Annotated in this window: 12 protein-coding genes; 4 read left to right on the plus strand and 8 right to left on the minus strand. The window is 67.6% G+C overall.

Going from position 1 to position 17,646, the window contains the following annotated elements:
- Positions 1–217: 217 nt before the first annotated feature.
- The 4 genes from ACQP06_RS04735 to ACQP06_RS04750 form a co-directional block, all read right to left on the minus strand.
- Complete coding sequence (locus ACQP06_RS04735) at positions 218–1,531, minus strand: DUF7373 family lipoprotein (RefSeq protein ID WP_433670719.1); 1,314 nt, start codon at positions 1,529–1,531, stop codon at positions 218–220.
- Between the two features lie 10 nt (positions 1,532–1,541).
- Entirely contained in the window at positions 1,542–2,720 is a 1,179-nt protein-coding gene (locus ACQP06_RS04740) for a DUF7373 family lipoprotein (RefSeq protein WP_433670720.1), read from the minus strand.
- A gap of 539 nt (positions 2,721–3,259) precedes the next feature.
- Positions 3,260–3,466: a DUF397 domain-containing protein gene (locus ACQP06_RS04745; protein WP_433670722.1), complete on the minus strand. Its 207-nt coding sequence runs from the start codon at positions 3,464–3,466 to the stop codon at positions 3,260–3,262.
- Positions 3,456–4,358: a helix-turn-helix domain-containing protein gene (locus ACQP06_RS04750; protein ID WP_433670723.1), complete on the minus strand. Its 903-nt coding sequence runs from the start codon at positions 4,356–4,358 to the stop codon at positions 3,456–3,458. The genes ACQP06_RS04745 and ACQP06_RS04750 overlap by 11 nt, the downstream gene beginning before the upstream one ends.
- Before the next feature lie 200 nt (positions 4,359–4,558).
- On the opposite strand from ACQP06_RS04750, the gene ACQP06_RS04755 reads away from it, so the two are divergent.
- On the plus strand, positions 4,559–4,687 hold the full coding sequence (locus ACQP06_RS04755) for a hypothetical protein (protein ID WP_433670724.1): 129 nt from the start codon (positions 4,559–4,561) through the stop codon (positions 4,685–4,687).
- Positions 4,688–4,787: 100 nt separating this feature from the next.
- Here the strand turns inward: ACQP06_RS04755 and eccE are convergent, their stop codons facing one another.
- On the minus strand, positions 4,788–6,983 hold the full coding sequence (gene eccE, locus ACQP06_RS04760; RefSeq protein WP_433670726.1) for a type VII secretion protein EccE: 2,196 nt from the start codon (positions 6,981–6,983) through the stop codon (positions 4,788–4,790).
- A gap of 14 nt (positions 6,984–6,997) precedes the next feature.
- Positions 6,998–8,833, minus strand: a complete 1,836-nt coding sequence (gene eccA / locus ACQP06_RS04765; protein ID WP_433670727.1) for a type VII secretion AAA-ATPase EccA — start codon at positions 8,831–8,833, stop codon at positions 6,998–7,000.
- 210 nt (positions 8,834–9,043) lie between these two features.
- Between eccA and eccD the strand changes: the two genes are divergently transcribed.
- The 3 genes from eccD to eccCa are packed head-to-tail and all read left to right on the plus strand — an operon-like array spanning position 9,044 to position 15,975.
- Entirely contained in the window at positions 9,044–10,465 is a 1,422-nt protein-coding gene (gene eccD / locus ACQP06_RS04770; RefSeq protein ID WP_433670729.1) for a type VII secretion integral membrane protein EccD, read from the plus strand.
- Positions 10,462–11,934, plus strand: a complete 1,473-nt coding sequence (mycP, locus tag ACQP06_RS04775; RefSeq protein WP_357088951.1) for a type VII secretion-associated serine protease mycosin — start codon at positions 10,462–10,464, stop codon at positions 11,932–11,934. Before eccD ends, mycP begins: the two co-directional genes overlap by 4 nt.
- 18 nt (positions 11,935–11,952) lie before the next feature.
- Positions 11,953–15,975 carry a type VII secretion protein EccCa gene (eccCa, locus tag ACQP06_RS04780; protein ID WP_433670732.1) on the plus strand — a complete coding sequence of 1,341 codons (4,023 nt, stop codon included), beginning with the start codon at positions 11,953–11,955 and terminating at the stop codon, positions 15,973–15,975.
- Between the two features lies 1 nt (position 15,976).
- On the opposite strand, the gene ACQP06_RS04785 is transcribed toward eccCa, so the two are convergent.
- Together ACQP06_RS04785 and ACQP06_RS04790 are read right to left on the minus strand one after the other, a co-directional pair.
- A complete protein-coding gene (locus ACQP06_RS04785; protein ID WP_433670734.1) occupies positions 15,977–16,660 on the minus strand; it encodes a GNAT family N-acetyltransferase in 684 nt (227 codons plus the stop codon).
- Complete coding sequence (locus tag ACQP06_RS04790; RefSeq protein ID WP_404204761.1) at positions 16,657–17,520, minus strand: GntR family transcriptional regulator; 864 nt, start codon at positions 17,518–17,520, stop codon at positions 16,657–16,659. The genes ACQP06_RS04785 and ACQP06_RS04790 overlap by 4 nt, the downstream gene beginning before the upstream one ends.
- Between the last annotated feature and the right edge of the window lie 126 nt (positions 17,521–17,646).

Genomic DNA, 17,646 nt, shown 5'->3' on the forward strand with positions numbered 1-17,646 from the left:
AACCTCCCCCGAACGGATTGCCCTCTGCGCCTTGGCATCTGGCACAAAAAGCATACTGGTAGGTCCGGGCAGAGGTGGACCCCTGGATCCGGGGGCCAACGGGGTCAGCGTCGGGCCGTGGCTCCGCTCGAGTAGTGCTGTTCCGCCGGCGTGGTGACCATTCGGGCGGTCGTCATGGTGGCGGGGTGCGCGCCACGTCAATCCGCTGCGGCACTTCTCACATCCATTGGCTGTTGGCGAGCAGTGCGTACTGGGCAGCTGCGCGTTGCTGGGCATCGAGCAGTTGGTCGCTCGCTACCCGGGCCACGTAGCGGTCGTAGTGGAGGTTGCAGACATAGGTGTCGTCGGTGTACCAGGTCTCGAAGCCCGACCAGCTGTTGGTTCTGCGGGCGGAGTTCCTGGCACAGACCACATCGGGGACACCCTCGGGTTTGTCGACGGGTTCGCCCGGCAGTCCGTTGATTCCGTCCCACAGGGCGGTCGCGGCCTTCGCATTCGGGGTTCGGAGCAGCAGCGCGCCCTTGTGGGCGGTCGAGACCCGATCCACCCCGTTGGCGGCCAGAAGCGGCTTCCAGGCTCCCGCGTTCTCCACGAGATGCAGGTAGCCGCGGGGAGAATGGGTGACTTCATCCAAGCCGTGAATTCCGAGAAAGTCGAAGGGGTGTAGGGTTCTGCGCAGCATTCCGTCCGGGTCATAGTTGAGGCGATAGACCTCGCGGGCCGACAGCGCGGGCGTTCTGTCGAGTAGCGGAAGCTCGGCGTCGAGCACCTTGTCGGTCAGTTCCCGCAGTGCACCGAGATCCGGTGTCGGCAGTGCGGTGAAGACATCGACAACATACTGGCCCTCGGTCGCTGTTGCAGCCATCGTCGGAACACCCGGCCGCCAATGAGCTGCTGCGCTCGGATGCCGGTCCAAGGTGATATGGGCATTCCGGTCGGGAGCGACACCGAAGTCGGCAGCCGCCATCTGCTCGCTGGCCGCCTGTGCCCGCTGCCGATCCGGGAGTTGCAACACGGTGATGCTGAACGAGTCGGCGCCCGGAGCAGGGATGGTCCCGCCGAAGAGGCTGTAATTGTATGTGGAGTCCGGGTCCTGCAGCCTGGTCAGTGGGCGGTTCCCTACAGAAGCGGAGAAACCGAACATCATTCCGTTGCCCTCGAGCGCCGACTGGACCGGATCGCCGAGCACGCGCAAGGCAGATCCCAGCGTACTCAGCACATCCACCCGGAGGTTTTGATCGAACTTGGGATCGACATCGGCTCCGCTGACGACGGAGTCGGCCAGCCGCGCGATCGCCAGCTGAGTGCCGTCGATGACTGAGCGGTGATAATTCGCCCGGAATTCGAGCGGATCGGTGGAATAGTTGCCGATCGGGAAGTGTCGGACATCGACCTCCGCGGCGACGGCCGCGCCGGATGTATCGATCCCGCATCCGGCCAACGCTGGTATCCCCATGATCGTCGCGATGCCGAGCGCGATCATGCCGAAAGCTGTTCTGCTGTAACCGCGGTCGGTCTCGAGGCGTTTCATCGGCTCCCCCTCACTTGTCGTTGGCGAGGATGGCGAACTGCGCGGAGATCCGCTGGAACGCGTCCTGCTGCTGTTGTGACCACACCTGCGCCGCGTATCGCCCGTAGGTGACCGAGCAGACGAAGGGGAACGTCCGGGTATCGGGGCCGTGGTACTTCACACATCGCGCGTTCGGCAGCCCCGAGGGCGAGTCGATCCGACGATGGAACCTGTCGAGGAAATAGGTGTCGAGAAGATCCTTGGCCGCCGCCGAATCCCTTGTCCGATAAAGAACTCCCGCTCTGTAGCTGACCGCGTCGACCCCGTCCCGATCGAAGGCCGCGCGGGCCGGCGTCGCTTCCGTCTCGTTCTGCAGAGCGCCGCGTGCGTCCAAGGTTCCCTCGAATGCGTATTCGGTCTGATCTCCGGCCGGACGGGGCAGGGATAGGCGAAGCATGCCCTGCGGATCCAGCGGCAGCGCGCCGAGCTGGTCCGGGGGAGTCGGCCGGAACGACTTCAGCCGGTCCACCGTGGCGTCGATGGCCTTGTCGGACTTGCCGATCAGATCAGGCAGATCAGAGATCTTCAAGCTGTTGTTCTCGGCGTCGTCCACCAACACGAGGGTGAGGAACTTCCCAGTCGGATAAAACGCCACCAGGTGCTGGAATTGGGGCAGCCAGGAGAGCAGCGCGGTGGGATGCGAACTCGACCGCGCGGGCTCGCCCGCGCCCGTGCCGTCATCCACGAAACCGTTGGCCGCGTAGGCGGTCGCGGCCGCGGCGGCATCGCCGTCGCTGTCGAAGCTCATGACCACTTCGGTGAGCCCGTATCCGAGGTCGCGATCGTCGTCTGTTCTCGCCGAGGTGACGAAGCCCGCCGTGAAGCCCGTGGGGTTCGTAGCGAAGGCGGTGCCGGCGAGCCACCCGAGGGCGATCTGGTGGCCTTCCAGCAGATCCGAGGTATTGGCGATGGGGTGTATGCCAATGTAATTGTGGGACAGGGCCGGATCGATCTCCGTGGGCAGCGGCATAGTGTTTCCCAGCCGCAGCGCCTCGGCCAGTCGGCCGGTCTCGGCCGCGTCGGTGGTGGTGATCGGCGTCGGCTTGGTCGCGAAACTGCCGGTATCGAGTTTGCTGAGGTCGATCGAGTTGTCCTCAGCCGCAAGGTAATCAGATTCGCAAGCCGAACTTGTCAGGACTGTGATTGCCAATGCCGCTGCTGCCGCTGCGCGCAGCAGGACGCGAGCCGACCGTGGTCGGCTGAAACCGTGACGCATGCCGAATATTCCCCCGACGAAACCGAATGACCAGTCGCACTCAGCTACTGGCGTGCACAGCATACCGGCATGCCTGGGGTTGCGGCCCTCGCTGTGAAACCGTGCCGCGTATCGGTGTCGACCCTGCGGCCCCGCTCGGATATTAGCTCACGGGCAGTCGAACTCCTCGCCTCGTACGCCAGGCGAAGGCGGCGACCTCTGCCAGAAGATCTGCACCGCAGCGAAATCCATCATGCAGGAGATCGCCGGCAACCTGCCGCGGCGCTGAGCACATGGCCCGCACCGCTCGCGCGGCGGTAGGTTTTCCGCTGCGTGACGGAGCTCCGCTCTCCAAGGTTCGAGTCCCGTACGCCGACGCTGCCTCCACTCAGGTGCGCGGCCTACGCGAACGTCTCCCCGCCCTGGCTCTTGAACCAACGTGCTGTGGATAGATTGTTCATGGGCTTGGTTTCCCCTCGGCACCTGTCCTGGAATCAGGGCCGGCTGAACGAACCTCCGCTGATGCCGGCGGTGAAGGTGTCCCATTCGTCAGGTGCGAAGGTCAGTACCGGGCCGGTGGGGTTCTTCGAGTCGCGGACGCCTACCTTGCCGCTCGCGAAGAAGGCGACCTCCACACACTCCCCGCCCCCTGAGCTGTGACTGGACTTGAACCACTGGCCGCGGTGCAGCTCAACGTTCACTCTCGTGCCTCCTGGCTATCTCTCTGATCATGTCGCGGCTCGGGCGTGCGTCCAGGCTCGCCTGGTGGAGTTTCAGGAACGCATGCCGGAATTTCTCCACGTCCGATCGCTTCTCGAGGTAGGCGCTGCCCGCGTAGCCCTCGCAGTAGACCTGTGCGGGGTCGACCGGTTGATTGCCGTGGTTGTCACTCGCGAAGTCCATGATCGTGAACGGCGGCACCGCCATTCCGACGGGGAGACCCGCCTGATAGTTCATCACGCGGAGATCGATGTTGTCCTGGCTGCTCAGGTTCGCGATGTGGCGGCATTGTGCCGACATCACTCGATTGTTCCCGACGACGGTTCGAAGTGCGTTCTCGTGCAGGACAATCGACATCCTGCTTGGTTTGTGTGAGCGCGTGAGAATGCATTGTCGCTGTACACGGATCTGGATTCGCCGATCGAGTTCGTGCTCGGTGTCATCGGGGAAGTAGAGCCGGTCGAGTGCTCGCGCGTAGTCGGCGGTCTGGAGCAGCCCGTGCACGATCAAGGGCTGAAAGACGGTCAAGGACGTCGCACGGGACTCCAGTCCGACAAACGGGTTCGCCCATGCGGGGATGAGATCGCTGTAAGCCTGCCACCACGACTTGGCGGGGACCTGCGCAGCCAGCCCCTTCGCGACGGCGGTCGCATCCTTGTCCAGCCCGTATGCCTCACAGACCGCCAAAATATCTGTGACTCTGACCTTTTTGGTCTCGCCCCGTTCGAGCCGGCTCAATGTTGGCCGACTCCACTGCACCAGGGCGGCGGCCTGTTCGAGATTCATTCCCGCCATCGCCCTCGCATCCCGTAGCAATCGGCCGAGCTGGCGGCGCGGCAACGTGGTGTCGGTGTCCTCCGGTTCGTCCGCCATGCGCCTGCCCTCTCATCAGGTTGCGTCGTTTATCTCGGACCGAGAAAAGCGTATGCGTGTCGTGAGAAGCGACCTGGGGTTTCGTGCCAATTTCGCAGATCGACTCGCCGTGCCGATCCGGCTTCCGCTTCCGGCGCATGGTTTCGCCATCGGGCGACACCGGTCGCCGTCGATCGGCTCGAAACATGTGGGAGGTCGTAATGGCTTGGGATGCATGGGCATTGCTGTCGATCATCGCGCTGTGTGCCGCCGTCATCGGGTGGTCCGCCTGGGGCTTCTACTGGGACGATGGATCCGCGATCGATTGGGTGCGTGTCCGCGTCCGCTAGGCCCACGAACCGGCAGCCTTCGCGAACTGTGTGCAGCGCCGACTGAGACGTCCACAATGCCGAGTGTCGCGCCGACCGAACCGGCCGGCGCGACCGGTGATCAGCGCCGGGCCGCAGCTCCACTCAGGTAGTGCTGTTCCGCCGGGGTGGTGACCATCATGGCGGTGGTCATGGTGGCCGGCGTGTGGACCGAGATCGTGTGCGGTGCGTCCGGGTGTTGGACGATCGTCACGTCGGCGTCTGGCTGGTAGTCGGCGGGGATCGCTTCGTGGATGGTGACGACGGTGGCCGAGCCCGGGGGAGCTGTGGTGGGGACGCCGTCGAAGACGATGACTGTGGCGGCTGGGCTGGCGAGGCGGCCCGTGACGGCTGTGCCTCGGGAGCTGTGGGTTACCGAGGAGGCCAGGGAGAGGGCGTGGGGGGCGGCGACATTGGTGACCATGCCCTGCCAGGCCCAGGGGCGGGCGGTGTGGACTACCGCGCCGGCGCCGAGGGCGATGGCGCGGATGATGACCTGTTGGGCCAGTTGGAGGCTGGCGATGATGTCGATGCGGCGGGAGCCGTCGCCGATGAGGGGGACGGCGATGCCGCTGCCGGTGGCGTCGGCGCCGATGAGCTGGCCGCAGCCGGCGGTGGGCATGGTGATGTCGGTGAGGACATCGACCGGGCCGCGGTAGCCGGAGGGGCGGATCTCCTGGGTGCCGTAGGACAGGATGTCCATGAGGGCCCAGAGTTGGCGGCGGGGGAGTTCCTTCAGGCCCGCCACGGGGGGTTCGCCGTGCTCGTAGGGGGTGTCGTAGCGGACTCGGGCGTCCACCTCGACGATGGCGGCGGGCTGGCCGGGCTTGGCGCCGGGCTCGGGGACCGGCTGCAGGCGGACGGTGACGGTGGTGGCGAGGCTGCGGACCGCCCAGATCTTGGCCAGGCCGTCGGAGTTGAACAGCTGCGGATCGATCTGGTAGCTGGTCAGGTGAATGCCGTTGTGCTCCAGGTTGTCCGGGTGCTCGGTGAACTCGGCGACGGGGATGCCGCGGGTGAGTTCGCGCAGGGCGGTGGACATTTCGGAGGTGGTCAGGACCGAGGCCGTGATGCCGTGCCCGGCCAGGCGGTTCGCGACTCGGCGGGTGGCGACCAGGGCCGAACGGAGCGCGCCCTCGGGGCCGCCGCCGCGATTGTCGACCGCCTTGGCATTGTCGAGCGGGTTCAGGCGCAGCACCAGCCACATGGTGCGGTGCGCGATGGCGGGCAACGGGCCCAGGATCTCGTCGTAGAGACGGCCCAGCGGGGCGATGCTGGCCGCGTAGCCGGAGATCACCGCCTCGGTGCTGGCGGTGCGGGTGCCGGTGCTGATGACGTCCACCGAATGCAGCTCGACATCGTATTGGCGCAGGCAGGCCGCGATCTCGTTGAGCGGCAGCAGCTGATCGGTACTCAGCGAGCCGCGGCGCAGCAGAGTCAGTGTGTCCGGCGGCGGGTCGATGCGGAGCATGGTGGTCAGCAGGGTGCCGTCCCAGCGCAGACCGCAGCTGCCGCCGTCGGGGAGCGGGACGTCGACCGCGGCGTTCTCGTCGAGATTCGCGCGGCGGGCCTGCTGCCAGCGGTAGGTCGCCCACCGGCCCAGCCGCAGACCGATCGGGACGCCGCCCACCGGGATCAACAGGATCAGCGCGGGAATCAGACCGGCTGGGAGCGCACCCCACCACGGGGCCTTCAACGCCACCGCGACCAGGGAGAGCACGACGCCCAACAGCGCGGCCGGAATCACCAGGCGCAGCGGCAGATTCCGCAGCAGCCACAGATCGTCCGAACGTAGCTCGGAGGCAACGGCATTCGCGGCAGCCGTCGGGTCGGGCCGCGGCGTGCGCCGCCTTCGAGACCGGGCCTCGGGCTCCGGAGTGCCCGAGCGGTCCGGCTGGGATCCCGACGATTGCGGCGCGGCCGGTGGGGCCTGAGGGGCCTGCGGCTGCGGAGCCGGAGCGGGCGGCGGCACCGGCCGTGGCGGCGCCGCGACATTCGAGGTGCGATTCAGGAAGTCATCGAACTCGCGCCCGAAACCGCTTCCCCCACTGGGTGAGTGGCCGGGCGCGCCCTGCGGTTGGCCAGGATTACCGTGCCCTTGGCCGGGATGACCGGCCTGCCCAGGATGACCGGGCGCCTGGCCGGGATCACCGTATGCCTGACCGGGGCCGTACGACTGCCCCGGATCGCCATACCCCTGGGGTGGACGGCCCTGCCGCTCGCTCCCACCATTTCCGCCCGGCTGATAGCCGCCCGCTCCCCGCGGAAAGTCGTTCACAGTTCAGTTGCCCCTCAGTCGGCGGCCGACGCCAGATTCAGCGAGGTGAGCAGGGTGCTCAACGCGGCCTTCATGTCGGGACCCTCGATGCGCATGAGCACCGATTCGTCCACGGCGCTCAGATCGATGGATTCGTCGTTGGCCAAGCGGAACTCGCGTTCCTCCTCGGCCGCCTCGATCAGGTTGCGGATGAAGCGACCGTTGCCGGCCACGTCGACCCCGCGGCGCGGTTGCCCGCTCTGATCGGTGCTCTCCATCGTGTAGAGCTTCTGACAGGTGGTGATCAGCGCGGCCAGCGCGTCCTCGGACAGGTCCGAATCCCGTTTGGAAGCAACGACTTCACCGATCGCGCCGAGTTCCTCGGCGGTGTAGGACGGGAACTGGAGCCGCTTGGCGAAGCGGGACGCCAGACCGTCGTTGGCGGCCAGGAAGCGGTCGATCTCGCCGTCGTATCCGGCGATGATCACCACCAGGCGGTCGCGGTCGTTCTCCATACGGGCCAGCAGGGTGTCGACGGCCTCGCGGCCGAACGCGTCACCGCCGGAGAGCCCGGTCTGGATCAGGGTGTACGCCTCGTCGATGAACAGCACGCCGTCCATGGCGGTGTCGATCAGGGCGTCGGTCTTGATGGCGGTGGAACCCAGGTGCTGGCCGACGAAGTCGGAGCGCTTGGTCTCGACCACCTTGTCGGTCTTGAGAATGCCCAGGCCGCAATAGATCTTGGCGACCACGCGCGCAATGGTGGTCTTACCGGTTCCCGGCGGACCGGTGAAGGCCAGGTGCTGGCCGCGCGCGGAGCTCGAAAGCCCCTTCTCCGCCCGGATCTTCGCCAGCTGCGCACTCGACTGCAACTTGGCCACCTGCGTTTTCACCGCCGCCAGGCCGATCTGCTTGTCCAGCTCGGCGCGCGCCTGGGCCAGGATCTCCTTGGCCCGGTCCTCGTGCTCGGCGGCCTGCTTCTCCTCCAGCGAGGGCGCCGACGCCGGATCCCAGCGGTCGGTGCGGGCCTCGATCACCTCCTTCGAGGTGAGCGTGATCCGGTAGGTGCGGTCGCGCATGGCCGCGGTGTTGGCGTCGAAATCCGGTGCCTGCGAATACACCTTCTCGAACAGCGCCTGCGCCTCCTCGGCCGCGCCGTTCTCGCGCAGGCACAGGCCGCGGCAGAACATGGCCGCGGTGCGGGCCGCCGGAATCGGGCCCGCCTCGGCGGCCTCCATGCGGCGGATCGCCTCACCGAACAGGCCCAGCTGCGCGCAGGCCGTACCGACCATCACATGCGCGCCGGCGGCCAGATACGGGTCCTCCCAGCTGTCGGAGCCATTGAGGACGGTCATCACGTCCGGCCAGCGCTGGGCGTTGTAGTGCAGGATGCCGCGCACGTATTTCGCGATCCGGCCGTCGATTTCGAAGTCCGGTTCCGAGGCCCGCGCCCGGCGGTGCTTCTCGAGTTCGTCGAGGACCTGTTCGGCCTCGTCGTACTGCTTCTCCGCGATCAGGTGCGCCGCCCACGCCAGGTGGGTTTCGGTGAAACTCGCCAGCGGATAGTCGATGTAGAGGCCCGGCAGGAAACGTCCGGCAAGCGTCCGTGGCGGCAGGCCCAACCGGCGCTGTTCCCGTCCTAGCGAGACGGTGCTGCACTTGTACAGGTTGCTCAGAACATCCGTGGTGACCTCACCGGCGGCGGCCCGGCCCAGCCAGGCGTCGGCCATGGTGGGGTCCCACTCGGTGGCGCGCTGGAACGCCAGTTTCGCGTAGTCGAGGTCCCGGTTCGATTCCTGGCCCTCGATGCTCAACCCCAAGGACAGCACTCCCGCGTCGAAGGCGCGTTGGGCCTGGCGAGTGTCGATCATCCTAGTCGAACCCCGAATTCGTCGAACCTGGTTGGTCTTTCGTTCACTTTCCCCACCCACACCGCGCGAATCGCACGCCTGGGGACAGTCGGATACATTATGGTTAACCGCCCTGGGCGGGCAACTGTTGAGAGCTATAGGGGAGCAGTTCAGCAAGTGACAGCACAGTCGATCAGCGGCCCGCGGGCGGCTGAACCCGAATTGTGCCGAGTGTCCGTCATCGGGGGGAATACCCAGCTCGACGTCGGTCTGCCGGCCAACGTGCCGATCGCCGCGTTCATCGGTGATCTGGTGCGTCTCATCGAATCCCGCAATCCCGATCCGATCGGCGGCGATGAGGGTGGCACGCCACTCCAATCGCAGCATTGGACACTGGCCAAATTGGGCCGCGACATGATCGCGCCCAGCCAGACCCTCAATGACGCCGAGATCTACGACGGCGAATTGCTGGTGCTGCGAGCGGTTTCCGCCAAGGAAGCGCCCGCGCTGTTCGACGACGTGATCGACGCTGTGTCGAGACTCACGGCCGAGGAGTTCCGCAGCTGGTCGCCGACCGCGGCCCGCTGGACCGGTCTGGTGGCCGGAGTGTCGGCGGTGCTGTTCGCGGTGCTGCTGGCGCTGTTGTCGCGTGCGGACGGCGACAAGTTCGTCGCGCCGCCGCTGCTGCTGCTCGGCGCGATCGGAGCACTGGTCGCCGGCGCGATCGCCATGCGCAAGTACGCTGACGAGCTGACCGCCACCGTGCTCACGCTGTGCATGCTGCTGCTCGCCTTCGGCGGCGCGGCGCTGGCCGTGCCCGGTTCGCTCGGCAGTCCGCACCTCATGCTCGGCGCGTCCGCGACCCTGCTGCTCGCCGTCGTCGGCTACCGCATCATCGGGGCCGGCGCAGCGGTGGTGTCCGCGGTCGTGACCGTGGTGCTGCTGTCCGGACTCGGCGCCGCCGTGCGCATGATCTGGGACGCCGGAGTGCCGAAAGTGGCTGCGGGCGTTCTGGTCGCGTCGATCGTCGTGCTGTCGATGGTGCCGCGACTGGCCGCCATGCTGGCCCGACTACCCGTGCCGCCGGTGCCCACCGCCGGCGCGGCCATCGACCCGGCCGACCACGAACCCCGCCCCACCATCGAAGGCATCGGCGCGATCGGCGCCACCGTGCTGCCGTCCGCGCACGGACTCGGGCAGCGCGCCCGCACGGCCAACCAGTTCCAGACCGGCATCGTGGTCGGCAGCGCCATCGGCGCCGTCGCCGGTGCGCTGGGCACGGCCGATCCACTGAACTCCGACCGCTGGCAGGGCATCGCGCTCGCCGTGGTCGTCTCGATCATCCTCTGCCTGCGCGGACGCTCGTTCGCCGATCTCACCCAGGCCGCCACCCTGATCGTCAGCGGCTGCGTCACCTTCATCGGGCTGGCGGTGCTGCTGGCGGTCGCCGATGACGGCATGCCGTTGCTCTCGGCCGGACTGCTGCTGGCCTTCGCGGTGGGCGCCATCGGATTCGGCGTCATCGGTCCGCACGTCGAGGTCACCCCGGTCACCCGGCGCTTCAACGAGATCTTCGAGTACGGCTTGATCTGCTCGATCGTCCCGTTGGTGCTGTGGATCATGGATGTCTACTCGACGGCCCGGAACATATGATCGCGCGTCCCGGAAACTGGGCGCGAACACTGTGTGCGGCAGCGATTCTCGGCGGTGCGCTGCTGGGGCCGCAGGCCCCGGTCGCGAATGCGGCTGTCAGTCAGCCCAATCCCGACCTGTCCCATCTGGGGGAGGCGCAGGGGCTGGCGGGTAAACCCGCGCCACCGGTGCCGACGCAGAAGAACGCCGTCTGCGTGGAACAGTCGCTCAAGGGCGACGCGCCGCGCGACGAACCCGTCGCGCAGAAGGTGCTCGACCTGCCTGCGGTGTGGCGGGCCAATCCCGGCCCGAACCGCAAGGGCGCGGGCCAGAAGGTCGCGGTCATCGACACCGGCGTCAACCGGCACCCCCGGCTGGCGAACCTCCAGGGCGGTGGCGATTACGTCGCCGAAGGAGACGGCACCAGCGAGGACTGCGACGGACACGGCACCTTGGTGGCCGGCATCATCGGCGCGCAGCCCAGCCCGGACGACGCCTTCGTGGGTGTCGCGCCGGACGCGGAGATCCTGTCCATCCGCCAGCTCAGCGACGCCTACAAGGCCAAGGACTCGGCGGGCGGGGAAACGCCCGGCAGCATGAGCAAGTCCGGCTACGGCAATATGCAGACCCTCGCCGCGGCCGTGGTGCGCGCGGTGAACATGGGCGCCACCGTCATCAATATCTCCGAGGACGCCTGCACCGCCGCGGGCGGCGACACCGCCGACGCGGTACTCGGCGACGCGGTGCGCTTCGCCTTCGAGCAGAACGTGGTCGTGGTGGTGGCCGCGGGCAACGTGGACCAGAACAGCGGCTGCGGAACCCAGAACGACACCTACACCGACAGCCGCACCAGCTGGAGCAAGGTCAAGACCATCGCCAGCCCGGCCTGGTTCGACAAGTACGTGCTCCCGGTCGCCTCGATCGACCCCAACGGCAGCCCGTCGAGCTTCTCGCTCTACGGCCCGTGGGTGGGGGTCGCGGCCATCGGCACCAATATCGTCTCCCTCGACAACAAGCCGGGCGGGACCGGACTGGTCAACGCCACCGGCGTCGACTCGGGCCAGAAGGCGCTCAACGGAACCAGTTTCGCCGCACCGTATGTGGCGGGCCTGGCGGCGCTGGTGCGGGCCAAGAACCCGGACTGGACCGCGCGGCAGGTCATGAACCAGATCATGCTGACCGCACACCAGCCCGGCACCGGCCGCGACGATCGCATCGGCGCGGGTCTCATCGACCCGGTCGCCGCGCTCACCACCGTGTTCCCGGCGGCCGTGCTCACCGCCGAGACGCCCGAGCTGCCGATCCACGCCGACGCCGACCAGTCCCACGCCTTCCCCAAGCCCGTGCAACCCGCCGGCCCGCCGCGCCTGCCGCGGCTGGTGGCCACCGTCGGCACCATCGTCTGCCTGTCCGCGCTGGGAATCGGTCTCGCCGTGTCGATTCCGTTCCGCCGCCGCAGCAGCGACGACGAGCTGCCCGACCTCGATTAGACGACCGGAGATACAGCCATGGCTACCGAAGGTTTCGTGCGCCGACCCCGCATCGCGCCACCCCGCGCGCCCGGCGGGGAGATGGCGCTGACCGCGCCGCCGGAGATCCCGCGGCCGGTCGCCGCGCCCCTGATGGCCAAGCTGATGCCGGTCGTCATGGTGGTCGCCATGATCGGCATGCTCGCCATGATGAGCCTCATGGGCCGCTCCATGCTGTCCAACCCGTACATGATGATGATGCCGATGATGATGATCATGTCGATGGCCGGCATGCTCATGGGTCAGCGCGGCAGCAGCAAGAGCTCCTCGGAACTGAACGAGGAACGCAAGGACTACTTCCGCTACCTCGACCAGACCCGCCGCGAAGTCCGGCGCACCGGGCAGAAGCAGCTCGAGACGCTGATCTGGAGCCACCCCGAACCGGCCGACCTGCCCTCGATCGTGGGCTCGCGGCGCATGTGGGAGCGGCGGCCCGCCGACCCGGACTTCGGGCACGTGCGGGTCGGCATCGGCACCCACCGGCTCGCCGCCAAGCTGGCGCGGCCGGAGACCGGACCGCTCGAGGACCTGGAGCCGGTGTCCACCGTGGCGTTGCGTCGTTTCGTGCGAACGCATTCCGTGGTGCACCACCTGCCGACCGCGGTGTCGCTGCGCGCCTTCCCGGCCATCAATGTGGAGGGCCTGGTCGAGGACGCGCGTGGGCTGGTGTGGTCGATGCTCATGGAGCTCACCGCGTTCCACGGCCCCGACCACGTCGCCGTCGCCATCGTCACCGCCGAACCCGACTGTGAGGCCTGGGCGTGGGCGAAATGGCTGCCGCACATCCAGCATTCGAGTGAACGCGACGGCATGGGCGCGTCCCGCATGATCTACGGCTCGCTCGGCGAGCTGGAGACCGCGCTCGCCGACGACCTGCTCGAGCGCGGCCGGTTCATGCGCAACCCGCAGCCCACCCAGGGGCGGCTGCACCTGGTCGTCATCATCGACGACGGGTACGTCAGCGGCAGTGAGCGTCTGATCAGCGAATCCGGTCTGGACGCGGTCACCGTCATCGACCTGAGCGCCGCCGAGAACAGCCTCGCCGCGCGCCGCGGACTGCAGCTCGTCGCCACCGGCGGCGAGGTGTTCGCCAAGAGCGCGGCGGGCACCGAGAAGTTCGCCAACGCCGACACCGTGACGCTGGCCGAGGTCGAGTCCTTCGCGCGCAGCCTGGCCCGCTTCCGGATCGCCACCGCGGCGCAGATCGTCAGCCTCGGCGACAACACCACCGCCAGCGACCCGGGCCTGATGAACCTGCTCAAGATCCCGGACGCGGCGCAGATCGACCCCGCCAAGGTGTGGCGGCCGCGCGCCGGGCGCGAACGACTACGCGTGCCGATCGGCATCACCCCCGACGGGACGCCGGTCGAGATCGACATCAAGGAATCCGCCGAGAACGGCATGGGCCCGCACGGCCTGTGCATCGGCGCGACGGGTTCCGGTAAGTCGGAATTCCTTCGCACGCTGATTCTTTCGATGGTCACCACGCACTCGCCGGACCAGCTCAACCTGATCCTGGTCGACTTCAAGGGTGGTGCGACCTTCCTCGGCATGGACCCGCTGCCGCACGTGGCGGCGGTCATCACAAACCTCGAGGAAGAGCTCGAGCTCGTCGACCGTATGCGCGACGCGCTCGCCGGTGAGATGAACCGGCGTCAGGAACTGCTGCGCTCGGCGGGCAACTTCGCCAATGTCGTCGAGTACGAGAAGGCGCGCGCGGCCGGGGTGCCGCTGGACCCGCTGCCCGCGCTGTTCGTGGTCATCGACGAGTTCTCCGAATTGCTCTCGCAGAAGCCGGATTTCGCGGATCTGTTCGTCATGATCGGCCGATTGGGCCGGTCGCTGCACGTGCACCTGCTGCTCGCCTCGCAGCGGCTCGAGGAGAACAAGATGCGGGGTCTGGACTCGCATCTGTCGTACCGCATCGGTCTGCGAACCTTCTCGGCCAACGAGTCGCGCGCCGTGCTCGGCATCACCGACGCCTACCACCTGCCCGGTATCCCGGGTTCCGGTTACCTCAAGAGCGACGCGTCGGATCCGTTGCGGTTCAACGCGACCTACGTGTCCGGGCCCTACGTCGCGCCCCGTTCGGCCCGCCAGGCCGCCGACGGCACCACCGTCGTCGAGGCGCCGCCGCGCGAATTCACCGCCGCCATGGTCGAGATCCTCGAGCGGCCCGAACCGGAGAACCCGTTCGATCCGCTCGACCTGCTGCCGCCCCCGCCGCCGTCGGGCGACGAGGGCCTGCCCGACAGCCTGCTGCAGACCGTCGTGAAACGCCTGACCGGGCACGGCCGGCCCGCCCACGAGGTGTGGCTGCCGCCGCTCGAGGAATCGCCGACCGTGGACATGCTGCTGCCGGATCCGGACTGGCGTTCGCCGGTCAACCGGCACGGGCAGCTGTGGATGCCGATCGGCATCATCGACAAGCCCTACGAGCAGCGCCGCGACGTGCTCACCATCAATCTCGCGGGCGCACAGGGCAATGTGGCCGTCGTCGGCGGTCCGCAGTCCGGCAAGTCGACCACGCTGCGCACCATCATCATGTCCGCGGCGGCCACCCACACGCCCGAACAGGTGCAGTTCTACTGCCTCGACTTCGGTGGTGGCTCCATGGCCGGTCTGGTCGGGCTGCCGCACGTCGGTTCGGTCGCGGGCAAGCTCGACTCCGACCGGGTGCGGCGCACCATCGCCGAGCTCACCACCCTGCTGCGCGAACGCGAGGAGCGCTTCGCCGGGCTGGGCATCGAATCCATGGCCGAATTCCGGCGGCGCAAGCACGCCGCGCAGAACGCGCCGCAGTCCGACGACCCGGTGCTGGGCGACCGCTTCGGCGACGTGTTCCTGGTCATCGACAACTGGCAGGTCGTCCGCGAGGAATTCGACAGCCTGGAGCCGCTGGTCGGACAGCTTGCCGCACAGGGCCTTTCGTACGGCATCCACGTGATCCTGGGCGCCAACCGGTGGGGCGAGATCCGGGCCTCGGTCAAGGACATGATCGGCACCCGCATCGAACTGCGACTGGGTGACCCCTCGGACTCCGAGATGGGCCGCCGGGTCGCGGTCAACGTGCCGCTCAACCGGCCCGGCCGCGGTCTCACCTCCGACCAGCTGCACATGCTCATCGCCATGCCGCGCCTGGACTCCGACACCAACGCCCAGAACCTGGCCGAGGGCGTGGCCGCCGCGCGCACCGAGATGCAAGCCATCTGGGGCGAGCGCCGCGCGCCCGAGGTCCGCACCCTGCCTGGTAACGTGCCCCGCGAGCAGATCCTGGAACTGGCTCGCCGCCACGGGATCCAGCAGGGCCCGACCAAGGTGGTCATCGGCGTCGGCGAATCCGAGCTGCAGCCGATCGTGCTGGACTTCGCCTCCGACCCGCACTTCATGGTGTTCTCCGAGGTCGAGTCCGGCAAGACCACGGTGCTGCGCAACATCATTCGCGGCATCGCCGAGAGCTCCAATGCCGACACCGCGCGCGTCATCCTCATCGACTACCGCCGCACCCTGCTCGGGGTCTTGGAGGGCGACCAGCTCGCCGGGTACTCCACCTCCTCGCAGACCTGCGGCGGCATGATCAAGGAAGTCGTCAACTACCTGTCCAAGCGCATCCCCGGCTCCGACATCACCCCGCAGCAGCTGCGCGACCGGGACTGGTGGACCGGCCCCGAGATCTATGTCGTGGTCGACGACTACGACATGGTGGTGGCGGGCGGAAACCCGTTGGGCGCGTTGATCGAACTGCTCCCACAGGCCCGTGACATCGGCCTGCACGTGGTCATATCCCGCAATATGGGCGGCATCTCCCGAGCCCTCTACGACCAGGTGCTCGGCTCGATGAAGAACCTGTCCGTCCCCGCGCTGCTCATGAGCGGCTCCCGCGACGAGGGCAAGCTCATCGGCGACATCCGCCCCATGCGCCTGCCCCCCGGCCGCGGCATCCTCTGGTCCCGCTCCCGCGGCGACGAGATGATCCAGATCGCCGACCTGCCCGCGCTGTAGCTCAGGTGGTGGCCGCCGAGCCCGGCTCGGCGGTCACGCCCGGGTGGGGGCGGATGAAGGGGTGTTGGGTGAGGGTCCAGGTGGGGGCCGAGGCGGGATCGATGGTGAAACGGGTGGTTTCGCCGGCGGCCAGGGTGAGGGTCGGGCGGACCAGGTCGTGGGACCAGGCCGAGGTCGGGCGTTCGAAGAGGGCACGGGAGGGGCCGGTCGCCTCGGGGCCCGCGATGCGCGCGAGGCGGAAGCCGGCGCGGCGGTAGTAGGCGTGCAGGCCCTGATTGGTGGTCCAGGCGTCCAGGCGGACCCAGCCGCGGTGCTGGCGGCGGGCCAGGAGCGCGGCGTGCGCGAGCAGCGCCTCGCCGACGCGGATTCCGGCGAAGCGTAGATCGACGATCATGTAGTGGACGATCACGGCGTCGGCCAATTCGCCGGGGGACCAGAGGTTCTCGTCGGCGCGGTCGTTGACGGTGATGGTCCCGGCGGGTTCGCCGTCCACCTCCGCTATCCAGGTCTCACCGCGCCGGACCGCGTGGGCCACGGACCGGACGAAGGTCTCGATGGGGAGACCACGTCCGGCCCGCGTCCACTGGTCACTGCCGCGCGCCGCCAGCCAGCTGGTGCGCTGCAACCGGAACCGGGTGATGGTCCCCAGATCCGCGACGCGGGCCCGACGCAGGTGCGGTTTCATGGCGAACCGGGTAGCAGGGAATTACCGAAGGAATGAGAATTACCGGTCGGAAATGGCGCGCCCAGAGTTTTACGAATAATGTCCGTTCCTTCGTCATCGCCCAATTCGTATGCCAATCGGTTGCGGGCCGCAGTGGAACGATGACGGGTCACTCGGGTGACGCGATCATGATTGGCCCCGATGCGTAAATGATCGAGAAGAATGGTGCCTGGACCGACGCCCAATAAGGCCGCTTCCTCGGCCGTGGCGGGACGGGAAACGACCGTGTCGCGGTGCGCCGTCTCGGCGTAACCGCGGTCGGCGAGGCGCCGCGTCGTCCCCTCGGGGATATCGTGCGGTGCGTCGATTCCGGTGGCCTCGGCCAGATCTCGCGGATAGAAGCTGACCTCCCATGACCACGGTTCGTTGTCCAGATACTGCATGATAGTTCGCGAAACGACCCATTCGTCGCGCGCCACGCCCAGCCAGTGCGCCACCTCCTGGCTGGCCGGTTCCATTCTCGCGCTGAACTGTTTGGACGGCTCGCGACCGGCCGCGCGCGCGATCTCCGAGAAGATGTCGTGGGCCGCACGCGGCCGATCAGGTCGGATGTGGTTGGTCACAACGGATTCCAGGACCTCCTGGCTGCGCACGATGGTGCCCCGGGAAGTCGCTGTATAGATCAAATTCTCGGCAACCAGGAGTTGAATCGCATTGCGAGCCGTCGTAATCGAGACCTGCATCTGATCGGCCAACTCATTGTGACTCGGTAGTCGATCGCCCGGTTCCCACTTGCCGGCGCGGATCTCCTCGCGGAGGAGGTCTGCGATCCGTTGGTATCTCGGACCGTCCGCCATCTCGCTCCTCGGTTGTTGCTTCAAGGGTTGGAAGTCTACTCCGGTAGTTCTACTGCCGTGTAAGGCTTGACAGGAGCATTCTGAGGTTTATTGTAATGAACGTCCTGAATGCGGTGTTGTTATACGTCGAACGCGAGGCAACGTGGCAGG

Source organism: Nocardia sp. CA-136227 (assembly GCF_050955695.1).
Classification (GTDB): Bacteria; Actinomycetota; Actinomycetes; order Mycobacteriales; family Mycobacteriaceae; genus Nocardia.